Source organism: Romboutsia sp. (assembly GCF_056995035.1).
In genome coordinates, this window is sequence record NZ_JBXKIW010000067.1 from 1 (window position 1) to 22109 (window position 22109).

The window sequence follows — 22109 nt, forward strand, 5'->3', positions numbered from 1 at the left end:
TCTCCATATAACTTTATGGAGGGGTTTTTTAGATTACAATTAAAGAGCTATATCTAAATTTGACTACAGAAAAAGTACTATTTAAAACAAAATATTAGGAGGATGGTAGTATGGTAGCAAAAAAATTAATTTTATTAAGTTCAATTCTAGTAGGCATGTCTTTATTTTCAGCATGTTCAAATGGGAAGGTAAATTCTTCATCACAAGAAAAGATGGTGAATATAGGTATATCCCAAATAGCATCTCACCCAGCTTTAGATTTAGCTAGAGAAGGATTCATAGAAGCTTTAAATTCTAAGGGATTTAAAGATGGAGAGAATCTTAATTTAGAATTACAAAATGCAGAGGGTGACATTGCAACATCTAATATGATATCTAACAATTTTATCTCAAGTAGCAAGGATTTAATATTTGCTATTGGAACTCCAGCAGCACAATCGGCTTTTAATGCAACACAGGATATTCCAATTATAACTACAGCAGTAACAGATGCGCTAAAAGCAGGTCTTGTAAAATCAAATGATCAGTCAGGAACAAATGTTGCAGGAACTAGTGACGCAGTACCTATAGAAAAACAATTAAAACTTATACAAGAAATAGTTAAAGATGTAAAAACTATAGGAGTTTTATACAATACTAGTGAGGTAAACTCTGAAGTTCAAGTAAATAATTTAAAAGAATTAGCTAAGAAAAATAATATAGAAGTAATTGCAAAGGGCGTAAGTAGTGTAAATGAAATGAGCCAAGGGTTAGATTCTATCTTAGGCGATATTGATGTTTTATACACACCAGCAGATAATATGATAGCTTCTTCAATGTCAATAATAGCTTCTAAAGCAATAGATAAGAAAATACCAATAATTGGAGCGGAAGAAGCTCATGTTAAAGGTGGAGCTTTGATTACAGAAGGTATTAATTACAAAAGACTTGGTTTTGAAGCTGGACTTATGGCAGTTGAAGTGTTAGAAGGAAAAGATATAAAAGAGTTATCTGTAAAAACGTTAGAGGAAACAGAACTTGTTATAAACGAAGATACTCTTAAAAAGCTATCTATAAATATTGATGAAGATATAATGAAGAGAGCTAAACTTATAAAGGGAGGGCAATAATATGACCTTCTTTATAGGGACTTTAGAACAGGGGCTTATCTTTGCTATAGGAGCATTAGGGGTATATATAACTTATACAATATTAGACTTTCCAGATTTATCTGTAGATGGAACTTTTAGTTTAGGTGCTGCAATTACTGCAGCCTTTATATTAAAAGGGGCTAATCCTATTTTATCATTGGGATTAGCATTTATAGGAGGAGCTATTGGCGGATTAGTTACCGGAATACTTCATGTAAACTTTAAAATAACTAATCTTTTGTCAGGGATTTTGGTTATGATAGGACTATACTCCATAAACTTAAGGGTAATGGGCAAGGCAAATCTTCCTATGATTAATAAGATCAATGTATTTTCTAGTAATATATCAATGGTGGTAATTTTAGTATTAATAGTTTTAATAGTTAAATTATTAATGGATATTTTATTTAAAACTAAGTTTGGTTTTATATTAAGAGCTACAGGGGATAATGACACATTAGTTACTTCCCTTGGAGTAAATAAAGGAACAATGAAAATAGTTGGACTTATGATATCTAATGGACTTGTAGCTTTAAGTGGAGCTATAATGGCACAATATCAAAGATTTTCAGATATATCTATGGGAAATGGATTTATAGTTGTTGCTTTAGCTTCTATAATACTTGGGCAATCTGTTTTTAAGAACAGTAAGTTTTTAAAAGGAACTACAGTAGTTATAATAGGTGCATTTTTATACAAATTAAGTGTAGGGATTGCCTTAAATTTAGGTTTCCCACCAACAGATTTAAAACTAATAACATCATTAATAGTGGTTATTGCCATAGTTATGAATAATAATAATAATATATTAAATAAGTTTAAATTTTCTTTAAGAAAGAGGGGGAGTTTAAATGCTTAAGATAAAATCCATAAGTAAAGGTTTTAATAAGAGAACAATAAATGAAACTAGTATTTTTAATAACTTTAACTTAGATATAAATAAAGGCGATTTTATAACTATTGTTGGAAGTAATGGAGCAGGAAAATCCACTCTTTTAAATATAATATCTGGTGCTTTAGAGTTAGATTCAGGTAATATAAGTTTAGAAGAAAAAGATATAACTAATTTAAAAGAACACACAAAATCAAAGTTTATAAGTAGGGTGTTCCAAGATCCAACCAAGGGAACATCACCATCTATGACTATTTTAGAAAACTTATCTTTGGCAGATAATAAGGGAAGTAGTTTTGGACTTTCCTTAGGAGTTAATAAAAAAAAGATAGAGGAATTTAAAAATCATCTTTCTATATTAAATTTAGGTCTTGAAGATAAGATAAACACAAAGGTAGGAATGTTATCTGGGGGACAAAGGCAAGCTCTTTCGCTACTAATGGCTACTTTAAATACACCAAAGATTTTACTTTTAGATGAGCATACGGCGGCACTAGATCCAAAGACATCAGAAACTATTATAAACCTTACAAATAGCATAGTTAAAGAAAAAAATATTACAACAATTATGATAACTCATAATTTAAATCATGCTATAGAATTTGGAAATAGGCTACTTATGATGCATAGGGGGCAAACAATTCTTGATATAGGGAAAAGAGAAAAGAGTAATTTGACTAAAAATGCTCTTATAGAAGAATTTAATAAAATGAATTTTAAAGAAGAACTTTCAGACAGAATCATGTTTGCTTAATATATTGAGATTATAAAAATTATTTAGTACAATATGTTTTTTTATTAATTGTATAAAGGGATAAATGGCTAGCTGCAAGAGCAGATGAACCAGGAAGAAGAACTAGATTTAAAATAAGTAGAACTAGTGCACCTAGGTAAGGTAGAAAACGTTTAGGATAACCTAAACGTTTTTTGTTTTGTTTTTTTGAGGGGTGAAAAAAATAATAATGAAATATTTTAAAATTATAATTCATTATTCTAAATTTAAAAAAAATATAAAAAATTTATCATATAGGTATTGAATAGATCGACATATAAATGTATAATTATATTAAATTAGTTGAAATAACCTATATTTCATATATTTATAATCATGTTCTAATAAATTTAAATAAAGATAAGTTATACAAAAGTTGTGATTGTGAAATTTCATATTTGTATAATTTGATATTTATTATTCAAATTCAAGAAAATTCAGAAAATAAAGGAGACTTATCTAACATGAAAAAAATAAAATTTGGATTAGGAATGCAAATTCTTGTGGGACTTATACTTGGTATAGCAGTAGGTGCTGCTTTTTATGGAAATCCAGCTGTTGAAAGTTATCTTAAGCCAATAGGAGATATTTTTATCCGTTTGATTAAGATGATTGTAGTTCCAATAGTATTCTCATCTCTTGTTGTAGGTATTGCAGGAGCTGGAGACATTAAACAAGTTGGAAAACTTGGAGCTAAGACAATAATCTATTTTGAAATAGTTACTACCATTGCTATAATACTTGGATTATTAATAGCTAATGGTGTGCACCCAGGTACTGGTGTTAATATGGGAGAACTTTCAAAGGTTAGTATTGAAAGCTATGTTAATACGGCAGAAACAGTATCTAATCATAAATTCATGGATACATTCGTAAATATAGTTCCAAATAATGTTTTCGAAGCACTTACTAGTGGGAATATGCTTTCTGTTATATTTTTCTCTGTTATGTTTGGTTTAGGAGTTTCTGCAATTGGAGATAAAGGAAAGCCTGTTATTCAATTTTTCCAAGGTGTAGCTGATGCAATGTTTTGGGTTACAAATCAAATTATGAAAGTTGCTCCATTTGGTGTATTTGCGTTAATTGGTGTAACTGTTTCTAAATTTGGACTACAGTCATTAATTCCACTAGGAAAACTAGTTATTACAACCTATGGATCTATGGTTTTCTTTGTTATAGTTGTACTTGGTTTAATTGCAAAATTATGTGGAACAAATATTATTAAAATAATAAAAATTTTAAAAGAAGAACTTGTTTTAGCTTATACTACAGCTAGTTCTGAAACTGTTTTACCTAAAATTATGGAAAAGATGGAAAAATTCGGGTGTCCTAAATCGATAGCATCATTTGTTGTTCCAACTGGATATTCATTTAATTTAGATGGATCGACTTTATATCAAGCTATTGCAGCTATGTTTATTGCACAAATGTATGGAATAGATTTATCTATTATGGAACAGATTAATTTGATGCTTGTACTAATGGTTACATCTAAGGGAATAGCAGGTGTGCCAGGCGTATCGTTTGTTGTATTATTAGCTACATTAGGTTCTGTAGGAATTCCGGTGGAAGGACTTGCATTTATAGCAGGGATCGATCGTATTTTAGATATGGCTAGAACAGCTGTAAACGTAGTAGGGAATTCGTTAGCTGTTGTTGTTATATCAAAGTTAGAAGGAAAATATGATACTAAAAAGGGAGAAGAATATATAAAATCTATTGATGAGCTAGCTTCTAGCAAAAAAAAGATCAAGGCTCAATTTAATAATTAAATATATAAGAAAAAGAGCTATATACCCCATGGGTCGTGTTTTACGACCTATGGGGTATTTGATTATATACAACAAAAGAATAAATTTGTAAAATGGAATTTTATAACCAAGATACATCAGCTTCTTTTCTAGGAACAGTTCTAAAATATTTTGTATTTGGATAGCCTATAACCATACATGTAATAATTTTATCATTTGAATTTAATCCAAGAAAATTCGAGATTTTTTCATTTCCTTGAGAAGCTCTAACTAAAAATCCACTAAAAACAGTTCCAAGGCCTAAAGTATTAGTCATAAGTTCCATATTTGAAGAAGCTAAAGCTCCATTAACTTCAGAATCTGAAGTTACAAGAATAATTACAGGAGCTTTAAAAAATAGTTTATCTTCTCCATTAGGGTTTTGTTTAAATTCTTCATACATTTTAATCCACATTGGAGCATATTTTCTTGCTTGTTTATCTTTTATATTTGGATTTGAAAGTATTTCTGCTCCCTTTTGGTTAAGTGATTCAAGTGCTAATTCTCTTAGTTCTTGAAGTTTATCTTTAACGATTATATAAGAAACATTTTGGGTATTTCCACCAGTTTGAGTAAATCTACCAGCTTCTATAATTTTATTTATTTTTTCAATTTCAACTTCTTTATTTTTAAAATTTCTTATACTTCTTCTAAATTTTATGAAATTTAAAAGATTTTCTGATTCAATATAAAAATCTTCTTTATTAAACTCTTTTATTTCTGTAGCATCATAATCATTAGTTGAAACAGCTTTTTTAGGACAAGTAGCGATACAGTGACCACACTTAACACAATTCTTATTTTTTATATTTGCCCTACCTTCAACTATTTTAATATCGTGAACAATGCAATCCTTTGAACAAAGCCCACACCCTATACATTTGTCTAAATCAACTTTCATCATAACTAATCCCCCTATCTATATGTAAGCTTGTTATATTAACTAAGTTAATTGTATGTAAGTACTGAAAATTTTATAATTAATTTCTAAAAAGTATTAAAAATAATCATATCTCCAGATTGTCATTTCCAATGTTGAAAAATGGGTCTGTAAAATAAAGTGTGTATTCTTCTCTTAGTGAGTCTCTTTCTATTTACTATTAATATTTCTAATACCACTTTGGTAATATAATTGCATCTGGATTTGAATCTTCTAGAACAAGCAATGTATAAAAAATATTTTATAAAAATGTAGAAAAGAACCGTACCATAAATAACGTAGGCTTTCCTTAAAATCGTTGATGATACTGATTTTAAGATACATAATAATGATAGCTTTATTCCTAGTTTTAATAGATATAAATAAGTATATCTAAGTAAACACTAGGTATGAGAAATACAATGTATTAGTAAATAGAAGGTTTAGGAGGAATAGTTATGACAATTAAGTTTCCAGAAGGATTTTTATGGGGAGGAGCTACAGCTGCCAACCAATGTGAAGGTGCATACAATGAAGATGGTAAAGGATTATCAATTCAAGATATAGCTCCGAAGGGAATAATGGGATCGATAACTAACGAGCCTACAGAAGATAACATGAAGCTTATTGGTATAGATTTTTACCATAGATATAAAGAAGATATAAAATTATTTTCGCAAATGGGATTTAAAGTTTTTAGATTATCAATTGCATGGTCAAGAATATTCCCAAATGGTGATGATAAAGAGCCAAATGAAAAAGGCTTAGAATTTTATGATAATGTATTTGATGAACTAGCTAAATATGGAATTGAACCTTTAGTCACAATTTCACATTATGAAACACCACTTGAACTTTCTAAGAATTATGATGGATGGGTAAATCGCAAGCTTATAGGATTTTTCGAAAACTATGTAAGAACAATATTTAATAGATATAAGGATAAGGTAAAATATTGGATTACTTTTAATGAAATAAATTCAGCAGTTCATCACCCTTATTTAAGTGCTGGCATATTGACACCAAAGGAAAAATTAAGTAAGCAAGATTTATATCAAGCTATGCATCATGAATTAGTTGCAAGTGCATTAGCGGTAAAAATAGGTCATGAAATAAATTCGGATTTTAAAATTGGATGTATGATTCTTGGAGTACCAAATTATCCATTAACTTCAATGCCAAGTGACGTACTTAAAGCAATGGAACAAGATAGACAAAATCTTTTCTTTGCAGATATTCATGCAAGGGGAGAATATCCAAAATATATGAACAGATTCTTTAAAGAAAATAATATAGAAATTAATATGGAAGCTGATGATATAGAAATATTGAAAAATACAGTAGATTTTATTTCATTTAGTTACTATATGAGTTCATGTGCAACTTCAGATCCTAAAAAGGATAAAAAGGGGTTAGGGAACCTTATTGGTGGAGTACCAAATCCACATTTAAAAGCTTCGCAGTGGGGATGGCAAATAGATCCAGAAGGATTAAGATATACCCTTAATATGTTATATGATAGATATCAAAAACCATTATTTATTGTTGAAAATGGCTTAGGTGCTGTTGATGAATTAATAACTGATGAAAATGGTAATAAAACTGTAAATGATGACTATAGAATTAATTATTTAAATGATCATTTAGTTCAAGTTGGACAAGCCATTGAAGATGGTGTTGAGCTTATGGGATATACTACATGGGGATGTATAGATTTAGTTAGTATGTCAACTGCTGAACTTAAAAAGAGATATGGTTTTATATATGTAGATAGAAATGATGATGGAAGTGGATCGTTAGAAAGATATAAGAAAAAGAGTTTATATTGGTATAAAGAAGTTATAGCTATAAATGGAGTTAGTTTAAAAAAATAATAAATAATCTGTAAAAATATTAAAATCCGCGAAAAAGATAGTATCATAATATTCATGATATTATCTTTTTGAGTTTTTAGGTTTATTTATAAAATCTAAAATTTTGTCATATAATTCTTTTGCATTATCATAGCCTTGTTCATATAAGGAAGATTATATAAATCAACTTTGACTTAGGTAGAATTTTTAGTATAATAAATGATAGAATATACCATAAGTAAATGAGGTTCTTAAAAAATACAAACTTATTAAATAATTTATATTTAAATAAAAACAGTAGACGAGGTAATTACATTGGCAAAGATAGAAAAAAAATCATATTATTTAGCAAAAATTTCATTGGGAGTTATGGGTACAGGTTTTCTCATAACGATGCCTTTTCAAGGATCCTATATTGGTGGATTATTACAAGGAGGATTTGAGGCAGGTCTTGTTGGAGGATTAGCAGATTGGTTTGCAGTTACAGCACTTTTTCGCCATCCTTTAGGTATGCCCATTCCACATACTGCATTGCTTCCAAAAAACCGTGATAGAATAATTGATTCTCTTGTATCCATGATTGAAAATGATTGGCTGACTAAAGAAAGTATTCAGGAGAAGATTAAACAAATAAAATTGGCAGACAAATTATTACAAATCACAGAGAATGAATTGTCTTCAGATACCTTTAAGAGGGGAATTAGTTCTATATTTCATAAGGCAATTAGCGATGCTGATTTGGAAAAAATAATTCCATTTATAGAAGAAGAGTTAAAGGAATACCTTCATACTTTTGATGCTACAAAATTAATTCAATCACTAGTGAATCAAGCTCTAAATAGAAAGTTGGATGAAAAAACATTGGATTATATTCTTACTGAGACTGAAAAGTTGGTGGAAAAGGAAGAAACAAAAGCAAAAATTGGAATAATGGCAAAACAATTACTTGAAAATATTAAAGTTGATGGCTTTTTAAAGTTAGCCCTTAATTCTGTTATGGGGTTAATGGATGAGAAAATGCTTGGGAAGATGCTTCAACCATTAATTCTTAAAAAAGTCATCCTTCTAAAGAATGATGATGATCAATATAGACATTTGATTCTTTCTAGAATTCGTCAAGAACTAGAAAGTGTTCAAGAAAGAGAAGAACTAGTAACTGAAATAAATGATTGGAAGGATACATTATTAAGTAATTGGAATCTATCTAATCGAATTAAAGATACTTTGAAGAAGCTACAGAATAAATTGATTCTCTTAACTTTAGATGATGAATTTATTGACAAATATGTGCTTTCATTTATTAAAAATATTATAAATAAAATGAAAGAAGCTCCTGAAAAAACTGAAAAAATCGAAAACTGGACTCAAAAACAAATTTTCAATTTTATTGATAAAAATCACTCTAGAATAGGGGGCCTTGTAAAAGAAAACCTTGAAAAACTAGATAACGAGACTCTTGTAAATATGATAGAAAATAGCGTAGGTAAAGATTTACAATGGATTAGAGTGAATGGAGCTATTTGCGGCTTTTTTATTGGAATTATCTTAGCTATAATTAAGACTATTGTGTAAGGAAAGAACCTCATTTAGATAAACCCTATCACAAATAAGTGATTATAAATATAAGGAGTATGTGTATGAAGGACAGAAAAAGTTTTGCAGTTATACTGAGTATTATAGCTTTTGTTGGGAGTATATTTTTTATTCCAAGAGAAGTTAAAGCAGAGAGCGATACAAGCAATAAGACAGTAACATGGTCAAGTAGCGGTAAAAATGTAGCGGTAGTAAACAGTTTACCTGTACCAGTATCAGTAAAAGCAGTATCATCATCATATAAAAGTGTTAATACAAGCTGGGGCGCAGTAGCAGGAGCAAAGGGATATGAGGTTTATAGAGCAACATCTAGTGCAGGAAACTATACTTTAATATCAACAACTACTGCAACGAATTATAATAATACTGGACTTACAACAAATAGTACATATTACTATAAAATTAGAGCATATACAATGGTTGAAACTGCAAAAGTATACAGTGGTTTTTCATCAGTAGTAAGCTCAAAACCAAAACCAACTGTACCAGCATCAGTAAAAGCAGTATCATCATCATATAAAAGTGTTAATACAAACTGGGGTTCAGTAGCAGGAGCAAATGGATATGAGATTTATAGAGCAACATCTAGTACAGGAACCTATACTTTAATATCAAGAACTACAGCAACAAGTTATAATAACACTGGACTTACAACAAATAGAACATATTACTATAAAGTTAGAGCATATACAACGATTGGAACTGTAAAAGTATACAGTGGATTTTCATCAGTAGTAAACTCAAAACCAATACCAACTGTACCAACATCAGTAAAAGCAGTATCATCATATACAAGTATTAATACAAGTTGGGGTGCAGTAAGTGGAGCAAATGGATATGAGGTTTATAGAGCAACATCTAGTACAGGAACCTATACTTTAATATCAAGAACAACTGCAACAAGTTACAATAATACTGGACTTGCAACCAATAGTACATATTACTATAAAGTTAGAGCATATACAACGGTTGGAACTGTAAAAGTATACAGTGGATTTTCATCAGTAGTAAGCTCAAAACTAACACCAGCTATACCAACAGCAGTAAAAGCAGTATCATCATCATATAAAAGCATTAATACAAGCTGGGGTGCAGTAAGTGGAGCAAATGGATATGAGGTTTATAGAGCGATATCTAGTACAGGAGCTTATACTTTAATATCAACAACTACAGCAACAAATTATAATAATACTGGGCTTACAACAAATAGTACATATTACTACAAAGTTAGAGCATATACAATGGTTGGAAATGTAAAAATATACAGTGGTTTTTCATCAGTAGTAAGTTCAAAACCGATACCAACTGCACCAACATCAGTAAAAGCATTATCATCATCATATACAAGTATTAATACAAATTGGGGTTCAGTAAGTGGAGCAAATGGATATGAGGTTTATAGAGCGACATCTAGTACAGGAGCTTATACTTTAATATCAACAACTACTACGACAAATTATAATAATACTGGACTTACAACAAATAGCACGTATTATTATAAAGTTAGAGCATATACAATGATTGGAACTACAAAAATATACAGTGATTTTTCATCAGTAGTAAGCTCAAAACCGATACCAAGTGTACCAACATCAGTGAACGCGGCATCAGGATCATCATCATTATATAAAAGTATTAATGTAAGATGGAATGAAGTAACAGGAGCAAGTGGATATGAGGTTTATAGAGCAACATCTAGTACAGGTCCTTATACTTACATGATGGGAACTGATTCAGGACGAGAAATAATGTACCACGACTCTCATATTACAACAAATAGTATATATTACTATAAAGTTAGAGCATTTACAATGGTTGGAAATGTAATAGTATACAGTGATTTTTCACCAGTAGTAAGCTCAAAAGCAGAACTAATTGTACCAGAATCATTAGAAGAAGTATCATCATCAGATAATAATAATGCTAAGGCTAATATAAACTGGAAGGCATCAGTAGGAGTAAGTGGGTATGAAGTTTATAAGTACTCATTCAGTACAAAAACCTATAATTTAATAGCAACAACTACTGAAACAAGTTACGAGGATATTGGGCTTGCAATAGATAGTAAATATTACTATAAAGTTAGATCATATAAAATGGTTGGAAATATAAAAGAGTACAGTGATTTTTCACGTGACTTAATGGTTTTAACTCCTAAACATGCTAATGCGTTATTTAGGAAAAATGAGGGCGACTGGATGAATGTTTTTGCAAACAGTTCTTTAACAGGGTCTGGTAGCATAGATTATCCTACTAGTGACATAGAAATTTATATAGAGGATTCACAGGTTTATATTACATTATATGATGTAGGTTTTATTATTGATGGTAAACGTGTATATGGTGTAACCAGATCTTTTGATCTTGGTGTAGGAATTGATGTAAAAGAGCAATCTACAGGCAAGATTATTTACCACAAAGAGCGAACAGATTCTTAAATAATATTTATATCAAGTGGAAAATTTTATCACTAGGATATTAATATAAGACTTTTACAATAGCGTTAGCAGTTATGGAATTAATACATATATAGGACAACAGGGATTTTTTTAATAGACACTAGGTTATGAAGAATTATATAAAATACATAGTTGTGTTACAGATAATAAATCTATAGTGATGGCTATAGATAATTATGTTAATTGCAGGTGTTGCTATATATGTTATTGGACATATTGGAGCAATTGATGAAGCACATGATAAGCTTTATATATATGCGTAAGAGTTTAAAAACTCTTACGCATTTTTTTATAGTTTGGATTTCTTACTTATAAATGTACCAGTTATAAAGCAAATTATAGCAAGGAATATAAGTGTATAGAATATATTATGAAATCCACTAAAGAATGCTTCTTGTATTTGGATCAAAGAAGCTCCAGAAGAGTAAACAGTATCAGCATTGTATCTTTAGAAAATATATCAAATGGGACTACAGGTTCTTCACATTTCCTTTCAATAAAGTAGAAAATAATAAGAGAAGCTATAACATATATAATTTTAAAAATAGTTTTGAATTATTTACATATAATAGCTTTTTGTTCTTTAATATAATAATTTATCTTGTTATTCACAATTCCAAGATAAGAATTAAAGATTTCTATCTCATTTTCGATATATTTTTTATGCTTTAAAAGTATATCTTCACGCTTACAAATAGTCTCAGGACCTTCCAGACATAAATCAACATAATCTTTAATCTTAGATATAGGCATATTAGTATTTCTTAAACAACATATTATATCAAGCCATTCAAAGTCTTTATCCTTAAAGATTCTATTACCTTGTTCATTACGCTCAACAAAAGGAAGTAAACCTTCTTTTTCATAATAGCGAAGAGTATGAGCAGATACATTATATTTTTTAGCTACCTCTTTAATAGTATAGGGCATAACTTTACCTCCTAAAATAAATCATATTATATTATAACCCTTAGAGCGAACTCTAAGTAAAGTTAAATTTAGAAAAAAATTATTTTGAAATTATCTATTGACTTAGAGTTTACTCTAAGCTGTATACTAGTCAATGTAGCAAAAACAAGCACATTAAAATATAAAAATTAGGAGAAATCAATATGTCATTAAATATTTTAAATAAGATTAACGGACCAAAAGATTTAAAAGGACTTACTAGTGATGAACTAAAAACATTATCTAGTGAAATAAGAGAAAGTTTAATAACAAAAGTAAGTACAACAGGTGGACATTTTGGACCAAACTTAGGTATGGTTGAAGCAACCATAGCGCTACATTATGTATTTAATTCACCAATAGATAAGATAGTTTATGATGTTTCTCATCAATCATATACTCACAAAATTTTAACTGGAAGAAAGCATGCATTCATAAATCCAGCACAATATAAAAGTGTTACAGGATATACTTCACCTGATGAAAGTGAGCATGATTTCTTCACAGTAGGGCATACATCAACTTCAGTTAGTTTAGCATGTGGGTTAGCTAAAGGTCGTGATGTGAAAAATGGAAATGAAAATATAATCGCTGTAATAGGAGATGGTTCTCTAAGTGGGGGAGAAGCTTACGAAGGATTAAATAATGCAGCAGCATCAGGAAAAAATATAATAATTTTAGTAAATGACAATGATATGTCTATAGCAGAAAACCACGGGGGGCTTTATCAAAATTTAGCTTTACTTCGTGAAACTGAAGGAAAAGCAGAAAATAACTTCTTTAAATCACTAGGATTAGATTATTACTTCGTTAAAGATGGAAACAATATTGAGTCGTTAATAGAGACTTTTGAAAAAGTTAAGGATACAGACCATCCAGTAGTAGTTCATATCCACACTTTAAAAGGTAAAGGATATGAGGATGCACAAGTAAATAAAGAAGCATTCCACTGGGTAATGCCATTTGATTTACAAACTAAAGAGCCATTATTTAAATTCGATACTAAATCTTATGCAGATATAACAGGTGATTTTTTAGTAGAAAAGGCTAAAAAAGATAGTAGTATTGTAGCTATAACTGCTGCTACTCCTGGTCCACTTGGTTTAAATGCATTTAGAAAAGAGTGCAAAGACCAATATGTAGATGTTGGTATAGCTGAAGAACATGCAATAGCACTTGCATCAGGTATAGCAGCAAGGGGTGGTAAACCAGTAGCATCATTCTTTAGTTCATTTATACAAAGAACTTATGATCAATTATCTCAAGATCTTGCTATAAATAATAACCCAGCACTTATTTTAGTTCACTGGGGTGGAATAAGTGGTAGTGATGTAACTCACCTAGGATTATTTGATATGCCACTAATATCTAATATACCAAACATAGTATATCTAGCTCCAACTACTAAAGAAGAGCATCTTGCTATGATGGAGTGGGGTATAGAACAAGATAAATATCCAGTAGCAATACGTGTTCCAAATATGGGTGTAGTATCAACTGGCGTTGAAGTTGAACCTAATTTTGACAACTTAAATACTTATGAAAAAGTTAAAGACGGAAGTGAAGTAGCAATCATTGGTCTTGGAACTTTCTATCATCTTGGAGAGAAAGTACAGAAAAAATTAAAAGAAACAACAGGAATAAATGCTACATTAATAAACCCTAGGTTTATAAGTGGAATAGATAAAAAGTTACTAACTGAGTTATTAGATAATCATAAGTTAGTAATAACATTGGAAGATGGAGTACTTGATGGTGGATTTGGTGAAAAGATTTCAAGATTCTATTCAGATAAAGATATGAAAGTATTAAACTTTGGAGCTTCAAAAGAATTTACTGATAGTGTATCATTGGAAGAATTATATGAACGTTATCACTTAACTGAAGAGTTAATAATATCAGATATAAAAAGAACTCTTAAATAGATTTAAATTTAGAATATAATAGTACTACAACTCAGGTTAGAAATGTGGTTAGGAATATTTGAAAAGGAATTGATATAAAAGTCAGTTCCTTTTTTGAGTATGTTCTACTTTTTATTGTTAACTTGCCATTGTTGTCCTTTCCACAGTCGAACATCATTTTTAAGTTTGATGCATTTGGTGTTAGAAAATGATGTTGATGTTGATGTTATGGATGAAGTTAATAAGTATTTTGTTTGAATGAAGCTTACTACTTAGAAAAACTTAGCCATATATTTAGCGATATGTTCAGGCTTATAAAACACTTTAAAATATTTAAAAATTAAAAAAGTATAGAAAATTACAAAGAATGACAAAATATGACAGGTGTTTTGTTTTATACTATTAGGTATTGTTAATAAGAATAGAAATATCACCTTTATGTTCAAAATTGAATCATTAGTGGCATAAGGTACTTTATAATAATTCATATTTTTTTAGGAGGGTTTAATGAAATTACAAAAAACAAATCAAGCACAGCTTATTTTATATAGCTTGATTAATTGTTTGGCTATATTGTTATGGCTAATTTTTTTCAGTTATAAAATTAAGGTAAATTATACTGTTGTTATAGGAATGGTTACTTTGCTAATGATTTTAAATATAAAATCATTAATAACAAGTGTAAAAACAAAAGATTATATTAATAAAATAGAGGAGAAGCTTAAATTGCTTGAAGCAATTATGGAATCATCACCTAATGCAGTTTTTGTACATAGAAAATTAGAGTTTAAATATTTAAATAAAAAAGCTTCAGAAATTTTTGGATTTAAAAATCCAGAAGATGTGATTGGAAAACCTGTAGAAGATTTTATAAAATTTAACATGGATGCAGTAGGACAAGAAAGGTATGATGCTGCTACACAAGGAAGAAGTTTTGAACCCATTGTAGAGGAAATGTTTTTTAGGGAAAATGGTGAAGCTATAAAAATGGAAATACACGGTATATGTATAGAGGTAAACGGTAAGTATTATGCATTAGTATTATGCAAAAATGTCACTGAAAAAAAGAAAATCATACAGCTAGAAGAAAAAGTTTATCAAGAAGAAAAAAAATTGATAGAAAAAATAGAACATGATAGAATCAAGGATGAATTCTTCGCTAATTTATCTCATGAATTAAGAACTCCGCTAACGATAATTTTATGTACTATACAACTTCTTGAAAATACATCTCAAGTTCCTGGACTAAAACATAATAAAAACTTTAAAACATTAAAACAAAATGGTTATAGATTATTAAGATTAATAAATAATTTATTAGATATTACTAAAATAGATGCAGGATATTTTGATATAGCGATGGACAAACATAATATAGTATCTGTAGTTGAAGACGTTGTATCATCGGTTGTAGCATATGTAGAAAATAAGGGGTTATATATAGAATTTGATACAGAAGTTGAGGAAAAAGTAGTGAGCTGCAATATAGAAATTATGGATAGAATTATACTTAATTTATTATCAAATGCTATAAAATTCACACCAGCAGGTGGAAGTATATTTGTTAATATTTTTGATGAAGTTGATAATGTGAAGATTGTAATAAAGGATACAGGAATAGGTATAAAAGATGAATATATTGACTTGATTTTTGAAAGATTTAGACAGGTAGATAAAACATTTACAAGGAATCATGAGGGGAGTGGAATGGGATTATCTATTGTTAAATCTTTGGTAGAAATGCAAGGAGGAACAATATCCTTAATTAGTGAATATGGTAAGGGAAGTGAATTTATTATAAAACTACCTGTGAAGGATGGATATATAAGTAAAAGTTTAAATACAACAATGGAAAAAGATATTTGCATGGAACAAAAAATTAATATTGAATTTTCTGATATATAGCATTCTTTAGTTTAATGTTATTTTATTGAAAATAATATTAAAACCAAACATCCAGTATAAGATAAAGATACTGGATGTTTTTTATTGCAAAAAAATAAATAAAGACGTAAAAAATTAAAAGTTATAATGAAATAAATACCATTCATTTTAAAATATAGTATTCATTGTCGAAAAATGCTATAATTTGCGTATGATAATAAAAAATGTTAATTATTCAAGATACTAGGAGGATAAATAAAAGTGAATAAAATAATAAGTATAAACAATCCAAAATCTCCCATAGCTGAGGCATATAGAGGAATAAGAACGAGTATAGAATTTTCAAACTTAGATAAAGAAATAAAAGTAATAACTGTAACAAGTAGTAAACAAAATGAAGGTAAAAGTACAGTTATAGCAAACTTAGCAGTAAGCTTTGCAAACTTAGAAAAAAAAGTACTAATATTAGATGGAGATTTAAGAAATCCAAGTGTGCATAGAATGTTTGGGCAAAGTAATATATATGGACTTACAGATGTGCTTCTTGATAATAAAACATTTTTAGATTGTGTACACTGCACAGACACAAAAAACTTACATGTACTAACATGTGGTAAAGTACCACCAAACCCATCAGAAATGCTATCGTCTAAAAGGATGAAAAAGATTATAGAAGATCTAAAAGAACATTATGATTACATATTTATAGATGCACCACCAATAGGGATCGTTACAGATGCAGGAATAATATCGACATACACAGATGGGACAGTGTTTGTAGTTGGATCTAATGAAACAGATGTAGAGATGGTTAAAATATCAAAAGAAAGATTAGAAAATGTAGATGCTAATATATTAGGAGTTGTACTTAATAAATTTGAACCAAAAGATTCCAAAAGTTATTATTACAACTATTACTACCAAGAAACGGAAAAAAAGGGAAGAACTAAAAAAAATAAAAAAAAAGCATAAAGTATATAAAATAATATGGAGGAGAGCTAATGGAAGAAACAATTGACTTAAGAGAATATTTTAACATAATCAAAAAAAGATTTTGGATTATAGCACTGATAACAATAGTGGCAGCATCAGTAAGCGCAGGGATAAGTTTCTTTGTATTACAACCAGTATACCAAGCAAATTCAACGATAATAGTAAACACTGACAATAATGAACAGCCACAAATGATAACGGGGGATCAATTCACAGTAACACAAAAATTAGCAGTAACATATGGTGAAATAATAAAATCAAGAACAGTATTAGGGCCTGTAATAGATAATCTAAAATTAGGCGTAACATATGAAGAACTATCAGAAAAAATAACAGTATCCCCAGTAAAAGACACTCAAATAATAAGTATAAGTGTGCAAGATACAAACTCAAAAAAAGCTAGAGACATAGCAAATGAAATTCCTACAGTATTTACAGGAGAAGCAAAAAGAATAACAAAAGCAAACAATGTAGAAGTAATAGATAAAGCTATAGTACCAGATGCTCCTATTAAACCCAATAAGATAATAAACGTTGCAATAGCAGCAGTACTTGGAGTTATGATAGGTTTATTTGTCGTATTTTTAATAGAATATTTAGATAACAAAATAAAAACACCGCAAGATATAGAAAAATACTTAGGATTGCCAATACTAGGAGTAATACCAAATGAAAAATTAGCAAAGTAAAGCAGGGGGGAACAAATGAATAGAGTGATAAGTATAAGTAAACCAAAATCCAATACATCAGAAGCATATAGAGGAATAAGAGCAAGTATAGAATTTGTAAACTTATAAAAAAAGAAAAAGTAATTAATAAAAGAGAGGGGAAAACATGGAAATATTAAAAAAAACTCCCCAAAAAGAAAGTGCATTAGCAAAAATACTAAGTACGTACCAAGTTAGACAAATAACATTATGGACAGTAGATATGTGTAGTGTATCAATATCGATATTAATATCAATATTAACATCAATGGCACTTACAACTAAAACACACCCAGTAGAAATAAGTACAATAATGTTACCACTAGCAGCATATATGCTACTACACACAATATCATTTCTAACATTTAGATGCTACTCAAGCCTTTGGAGATACGCAGGCGAAGAAGAAATGGTATCAATATTTGTAGCATGTATAATATACGTATTACCAGTATATGCACTACATCATCTAATGGGGTATAACTATTCAATACTATTTTACACAGTAAACACGATACTTATAACAGCATTTACTGGTGGACTAAGATTGGCATATAGAACAGCTAGAAAAATAGTAAAAAGAACATCATCAAAAGACAGCTATAAAAGAGTCCTAGTAATAGGAGCTGGAAACGCTGGAGAAATGATAATTAATGAGCTAAAAGAAAATCCACAACTAGGAAAAGTACCAGTAGGTATAATAGATGATGATATCAATAAACTAGGAAGAAGAATACACAACGTAAAGATTCTAGGTAAAACAAAAGATATCCAAATAATAGTAAAAGAACATGCAATAGATGAAATCATACTAGCAATAGCAAATGTAAGCAATGAAAGAAAAAAAGTAATAATAGAAAAATGCAGGGCAACAAAATGCAAACTAAAAACAATACCAGGGATATTTGAAATAATAGATGGTAAAGTAGACATAAAAAAAATAAGAGACGTGGACATAGAAGACTTATTAGGAAGAGAACCGATAAATGTTAACTTGTCCGAAATGAGCGGATATATACAAAATAAAGTAGTAATTGTTACAGGTGGAGGAGGAAGTATAGGAAGTGAGCTATGTAGACAAATAGCAACCTTTAAACCGTGTCACCTAATAATACTAGATAACTATGAAAACAATGCTTATCAAATACAACAAGAATTAACGAGAAAATATGGTAACATACTTAAACTAAGTACAATAATAGCATCAGTAAGAGAGCAAACAAGGATGGATGAAATATTTAAACAATACATGCCAGAAGTAGTATTTCATGCAGCAGCTCATAAACATGTACCACTAATGGAAGCAAGCCCAAGTGAAGCTATTAAAAATAATATATTTGGAACGTTAAATGTAGCAAAATTAGCTCATAAATATAAAGTGAAAAAGTTTGTATTAATATCAACAGACAAAGCAGTAAACCCAACAAATATAATGGGAACAACAAAAAGAGCTGCTGAGATGATAATACAAACAATGAATGAAAAAAGTAAAACAGAATTTGTAGCAGTTAGATTTGGAAATGTATTAGGTAGTAATGGAAGTGTAATTCCTTTATTTAAACAACAAATAATCGAGGGTGGACCAATTACAATAACACATCCAGATATAATAAGGTATTTTATGACAATACCAGAAGCAGTGCAACTAGTAATACAAGCTGGAGCAATGGCAAAAGGTGGAGAAATATTCATACTTGATATGGGAGATCCAGTAAAAATAGTGGATCTTGCAAATAACTTAATAAGACTAAGTGGATTTGAACCAGGTGTTGATATTAAGATAGAATACAGTGGGCTTAGACCAGGAGAAAAACTGTATGAAGAACTTCTTATGAAAGAGGAAGGTCTAACAAATACTGATAATAAGAAAATATTTATTGGTAAGCCAATAGATATTAATATGGAAAGAGTTGAAAAATATTTAGAGGTTTTAGAAAAGATTGTACAAAAAGAAGAAGTAGAGCTTATTCATAGTGTTATGAAAGAGTTTGTTCCAACGTACATTAGACCAGAGGATGCAAACTTTAAAAAAGTCTCAAATAATTAAATTAGTATTATAAACGAAATGCCTTATATAAACTATTAAATATATAAGTTGATATTTTTAATAGTTATAAATATTAACGAGCATAACAGATTAATTTCAAAATAGATGGTTTAAGAAAATTAAGGGAGTAAAAAATTATGAGTTTAGAACTAATGATGATAACTAATAATCCTGAGATAGCTCTAGAAGCAGAAATGTCAGGAGTAAATAGAATATTTATAGACTTAGAGATCAATGGAAAAGAAGAAAGACAAGGACATCTAGATACAGTGATATCTAGACATCAGTTTGAAGACATAAAGAAAGTAAAATCAGTTTTAAAAAAGAGTAAAGTTTTAGTTAGAATAAATCCATTATATAATGATACGAAATATGAAATAGAAAAATCTATAGAATTAGGTGCAGATATTATAATGTTACCTATGGCTAAAAATGCCAATGAGGTTGAAAAATTTACTGAAATTATAAACGGAAGGGTTAAGACATGTTTACTGCTAGAAACGTCGGAAGCTTTAGTAAGAATAGATGATATTCTAGAGATAAAAGGTCTAGATGAAATACACATAGGTTTGAATGATTTACACTTATCTCTTGGATTAGATTTTATGTTTGAACCTCTAAGTGGAGGAATAATAGAATACTTATCTAAAAAGATAATAGACAAAAATATTAAATTTGGATTTGGAGGAATCACAAAAGTTGGAGAAGGTTTATTACCAGCAGAATATATAATTAGAGAACATGTTAGATTAAAATCTGAAATGGTTATATTATCAAGAAGTTTTCATAATAGAGCTAAAGAAATTACAGATATAACTAATCATATGGAATTTAAAAATGAAGTAAATAAAATTAGAAAAATTGAAAAAGAGTGTGAAATTTTTTCAAGAGAACAATTTGAATATAATAAATTAGAGTTAAAAAATAAGGTAGATAATATTTTAAAGAAATAAAAAAATTGTAAGGAGATTAAATAGTATGTACAAAAAATATATTAAAAGGTTCTTAGATATATGTGTATCATTAATCCTTTTTTTAATTCTAATACCATTAATTTTGATGATATATGTAATTATAAAAATAGATTCTCCAGGACCAGTAATATTTAAGCATAAAAGAAGTGGTAAAAATGGTATTCCATTTTATGCTCTAAAGTTTAGAACTATGGTAGATGGAGCTGACAAAATAGGTCCGTATTTTACATCTCCACAGGACAATAGGGTCACAAAGGTAGGAAAATATTTGAGAAGATTTAGTTTGGATGAAGTTATGCAGTTAATTAATGTTATAAAAGGGGATATGAGTCTAATTGGACCTAGACCTCCAGCGCATAAAGATATCCTAAGTGATGTAGAAAAAAGGAGACTCTCAGTAAGACCAGGCATTACAGGCTTATCGCAAGTTAATGGAAGGAGTTTATTGGACATTAACAGACGAGCTGAATATGATATCTATTACGGGGAAAATGTAAATTTAGTGCTAGATATTAGCATAATTTTAAAAACTGTAGAGATAGTACTTAAGGGTACGGGTGTAAATAGTTCTATAAAAAAAGAAAAGTCAAGGTAAAAAAGGAGGTATAAAATGGAAGAAATAATAGGCTTAATTGGAGGCAATAGTGGTGAAGCACTTACAGATAGTTTGCATAAGTTTGGTAAAAAAGTAGCTATAATTATTGGAAAGGATAATGAGCCTGGAGCAAAGAAAGCTGATTATATTTTAACATGTGATCTTAAAAATAAAAAAGAGATATTAGATTTTTTTATAGAAAATAATGTTAAAAAGGTAGTTATAGGCACAGGGCATATACTAGCATTTAAGGTAGCAAAATATTTACAAGAAAATAATATAAAAATATCTGTTGACATAGAAGCATCATTATTATGTAAGGATAAAAATTTATTTAAAAAATTTGTAGAAACTATAGGAATAAAAACACCGAATAGTTTGCTTATTAACAATATAGATAATTTGGTAAAAATTATACATGATATAGAAAAAAATATATCAATTCCTTGTGTAGTAAAATCAAATATAGACATTGTGCAACCGCAACTCGTATATAAAAAAGAAGAACTTATTAGTCAAATAAAATTGATTATAGAGAAAAAATCTGAAGTATTAATAGAAGAATATATTGATGGCAATGATTGTACAGTACCTGTAGTTAGAGATAGCGAAGGTGTATATAATTTAGGTGTATTATATTACTCTAAGG

Annotated in this window: 16 protein-coding genes and 1 pseudogene; 15 read left to right on the forward strand and 2 right to left on the reverse strand. The window is 29.1% G+C overall.

Annotation, left to right across the window (positions count from 1 at the left end; genetic code table 11):
* The first annotated feature begins 110 nt into the window (after positions 1-110).
* The 4 genes from AC11VW_RS10315 (at position 111) to AC11VW_RS10330 (ending at position 4566) form a co-directional block, all read left to right on the forward strand.
* Positions 111-1109 carry an ABC transporter substrate-binding protein gene (locus tag AC11VW_RS10315; protein WP_484301332.1) on the forward strand — a complete coding sequence of 333 codons (999 nt, stop codon included), beginning with the start codon at positions 111-113 and terminating at the stop codon, positions 1107-1109.
* Position 1110: 1 nt separating this feature from the next.
* A complete protein-coding gene (locus AC11VW_RS10320; RefSeq protein ID WP_484301333.1) occupies positions 1111-1989 on the forward strand; it encodes an ABC transporter permease in 879 nt (292 codons plus the stop codon).
* Complete coding sequence (locus AC11VW_RS10325) at positions 1982-2776, forward strand: ABC transporter ATP-binding protein (protein ID WP_484301334.1); 795 nt, start codon at positions 1982-1984, stop codon at positions 2774-2776. Before AC11VW_RS10320 ends, AC11VW_RS10325 begins: the two co-directional genes overlap by 8 nt.
* 482 nt (positions 2777-3258) lie before the next feature.
* Positions 3259-4566 (forward strand): cation:dicarboxylate symporter family transporter, encoded by a 1308-nt coding sequence (locus tag AC11VW_RS10330; protein WP_484301335.1) that lies wholly within the window; start codon positions 3259-3261, stop codon positions 4564-4566.
* 100 nt (positions 4567-4666) lie between these two features.
* Here AC11VW_RS10330 and AC11VW_RS10335 read toward each other — a convergent pair whose 3' ends face one another.
* Entirely contained in the window at positions 4667-5488 is an 822-nt protein-coding gene (locus AC11VW_RS10335) for a nitroreductase family protein (protein ID WP_484301336.1), read from the reverse strand.
* 473 nt (positions 5489-5961) lie between these two features.
* Between AC11VW_RS10335 and AC11VW_RS10340 the strand changes: the two genes are divergently transcribed.
* The 3 genes from AC11VW_RS10340 to AC11VW_RS10350 all read left to right on the forward strand — a co-directional run bounded on the left by AC11VW_RS10340 (position 5962) and on the right by AC11VW_RS10350 (position 11387).
* Positions 5962-7377 carry a glycoside hydrolase family 1 protein gene (locus AC11VW_RS10340; protein WP_484301337.1) on the forward strand — a complete coding sequence of 472 codons (1416 nt, stop codon included), beginning with the start codon at positions 5962-5964 and terminating at the stop codon, positions 7375-7377.
* A gap of 294 nt (positions 7378-7671) precedes the next feature.
* On the forward strand, positions 7672-8928 hold the full coding sequence (locus tag AC11VW_RS10345; RefSeq protein WP_484301338.1) for a DUF445 domain-containing protein: 1257 nt from the start codon (positions 7672-7674) through the stop codon (positions 8926-8928).
* Positions 8929-8993: 65 nt separating this feature from the next.
* Complete coding sequence (locus AC11VW_RS10350) at positions 8994-11387, forward strand: fibronectin type III domain-containing protein (RefSeq protein ID WP_484301339.1); 2394 nt, start codon at positions 8994-8996, stop codon at positions 11385-11387.
* A gap of 576 nt (positions 11388-11963) precedes the next feature.
* Here the strand turns inward: AC11VW_RS10350 and AC11VW_RS10355 are convergent.
* Complete coding sequence (locus AC11VW_RS10355; RefSeq protein WP_484301340.1) at positions 11964-12338, reverse strand: MerR family transcriptional regulator; 375 nt, start codon at positions 12336-12338, stop codon at positions 11964-11966.
* A gap of 182 nt (positions 12339-12520) precedes the next feature.
* Here AC11VW_RS10355 and AC11VW_RS10360 point away from each other — a divergent pair, with 182 nt between their 5' ends.
* From AC11VW_RS10360 to AC11VW_RS10395, 8 genes and pseudogenes are all read left to right on the forward strand, one after another.
* A complete protein-coding gene (locus AC11VW_RS10360; protein ID WP_484301341.1) occupies positions 12521-14281 on the forward strand; it encodes a 1-deoxy-D-xylulose-5-phosphate synthase in 1761 nt (586 codons plus the stop codon).
* 486 nt (positions 14282-14767) lie between these two features.
* A complete protein-coding gene (locus AC11VW_RS10365; RefSeq protein ID WP_484301342.1) occupies positions 14768-16165 on the forward strand; it encodes a sensor histidine kinase in 1398 nt (465 codons plus the stop codon).
* A 240-nt stretch (positions 16166-16405) separates the two neighbouring features.
* The gene (locus tag AC11VW_RS10370; protein ID WP_484301343.1) at positions 16406-17116 is read left to right on the forward strand and encodes a CpsD/CapB family tyrosine-protein kinase; all 711 of its coding nucleotides are present in this window, start codon (positions 16406-16408) and stop codon (positions 17114-17116) included.
* A 29-nt stretch (positions 17117-17145) separates the two neighbouring features.
* Positions 17146-17826 (forward strand): YveK family protein, encoded by a 681-nt coding sequence (locus AC11VW_RS10375; protein WP_484301344.1) that lies wholly within the window; start codon positions 17146-17148, stop codon positions 17824-17826.
* Positions 17827-17971: 145 nt separating this feature from the next.
* Positions 17972-19891, forward strand: a complete 1920-nt coding sequence (locus AC11VW_RS10380) for a polysaccharide biosynthesis protein (protein WP_484301345.1) — start codon at positions 17972-17974, stop codon at positions 19889-19891.
* 137 nt (positions 19892-20028) lie between these two features.
* Positions 20029-20844, forward strand: coding sequence for an aldolase/citrate lyase family protein (locus AC11VW_RS10385; protein WP_484301346.1), 816 nt, complete (start codon positions 20029-20031; stop codon positions 20842-20844).
* Positions 20845-20869: 25 nt separating this feature from the next.
* Positions 20870-21460 (forward strand): sugar transferase, encoded by a 591-nt coding sequence (locus AC11VW_RS10390; RefSeq protein ID WP_484301347.1) that lies wholly within the window; start codon positions 20870-20872, stop codon positions 21458-21460.
* Positions 21461-21475: 15 nt separating this feature from the next.
* Positions 21476-22109, forward strand: a pseudogene (locus AC11VW_RS10395) (hypothetical protein); the annotation flags it as partial.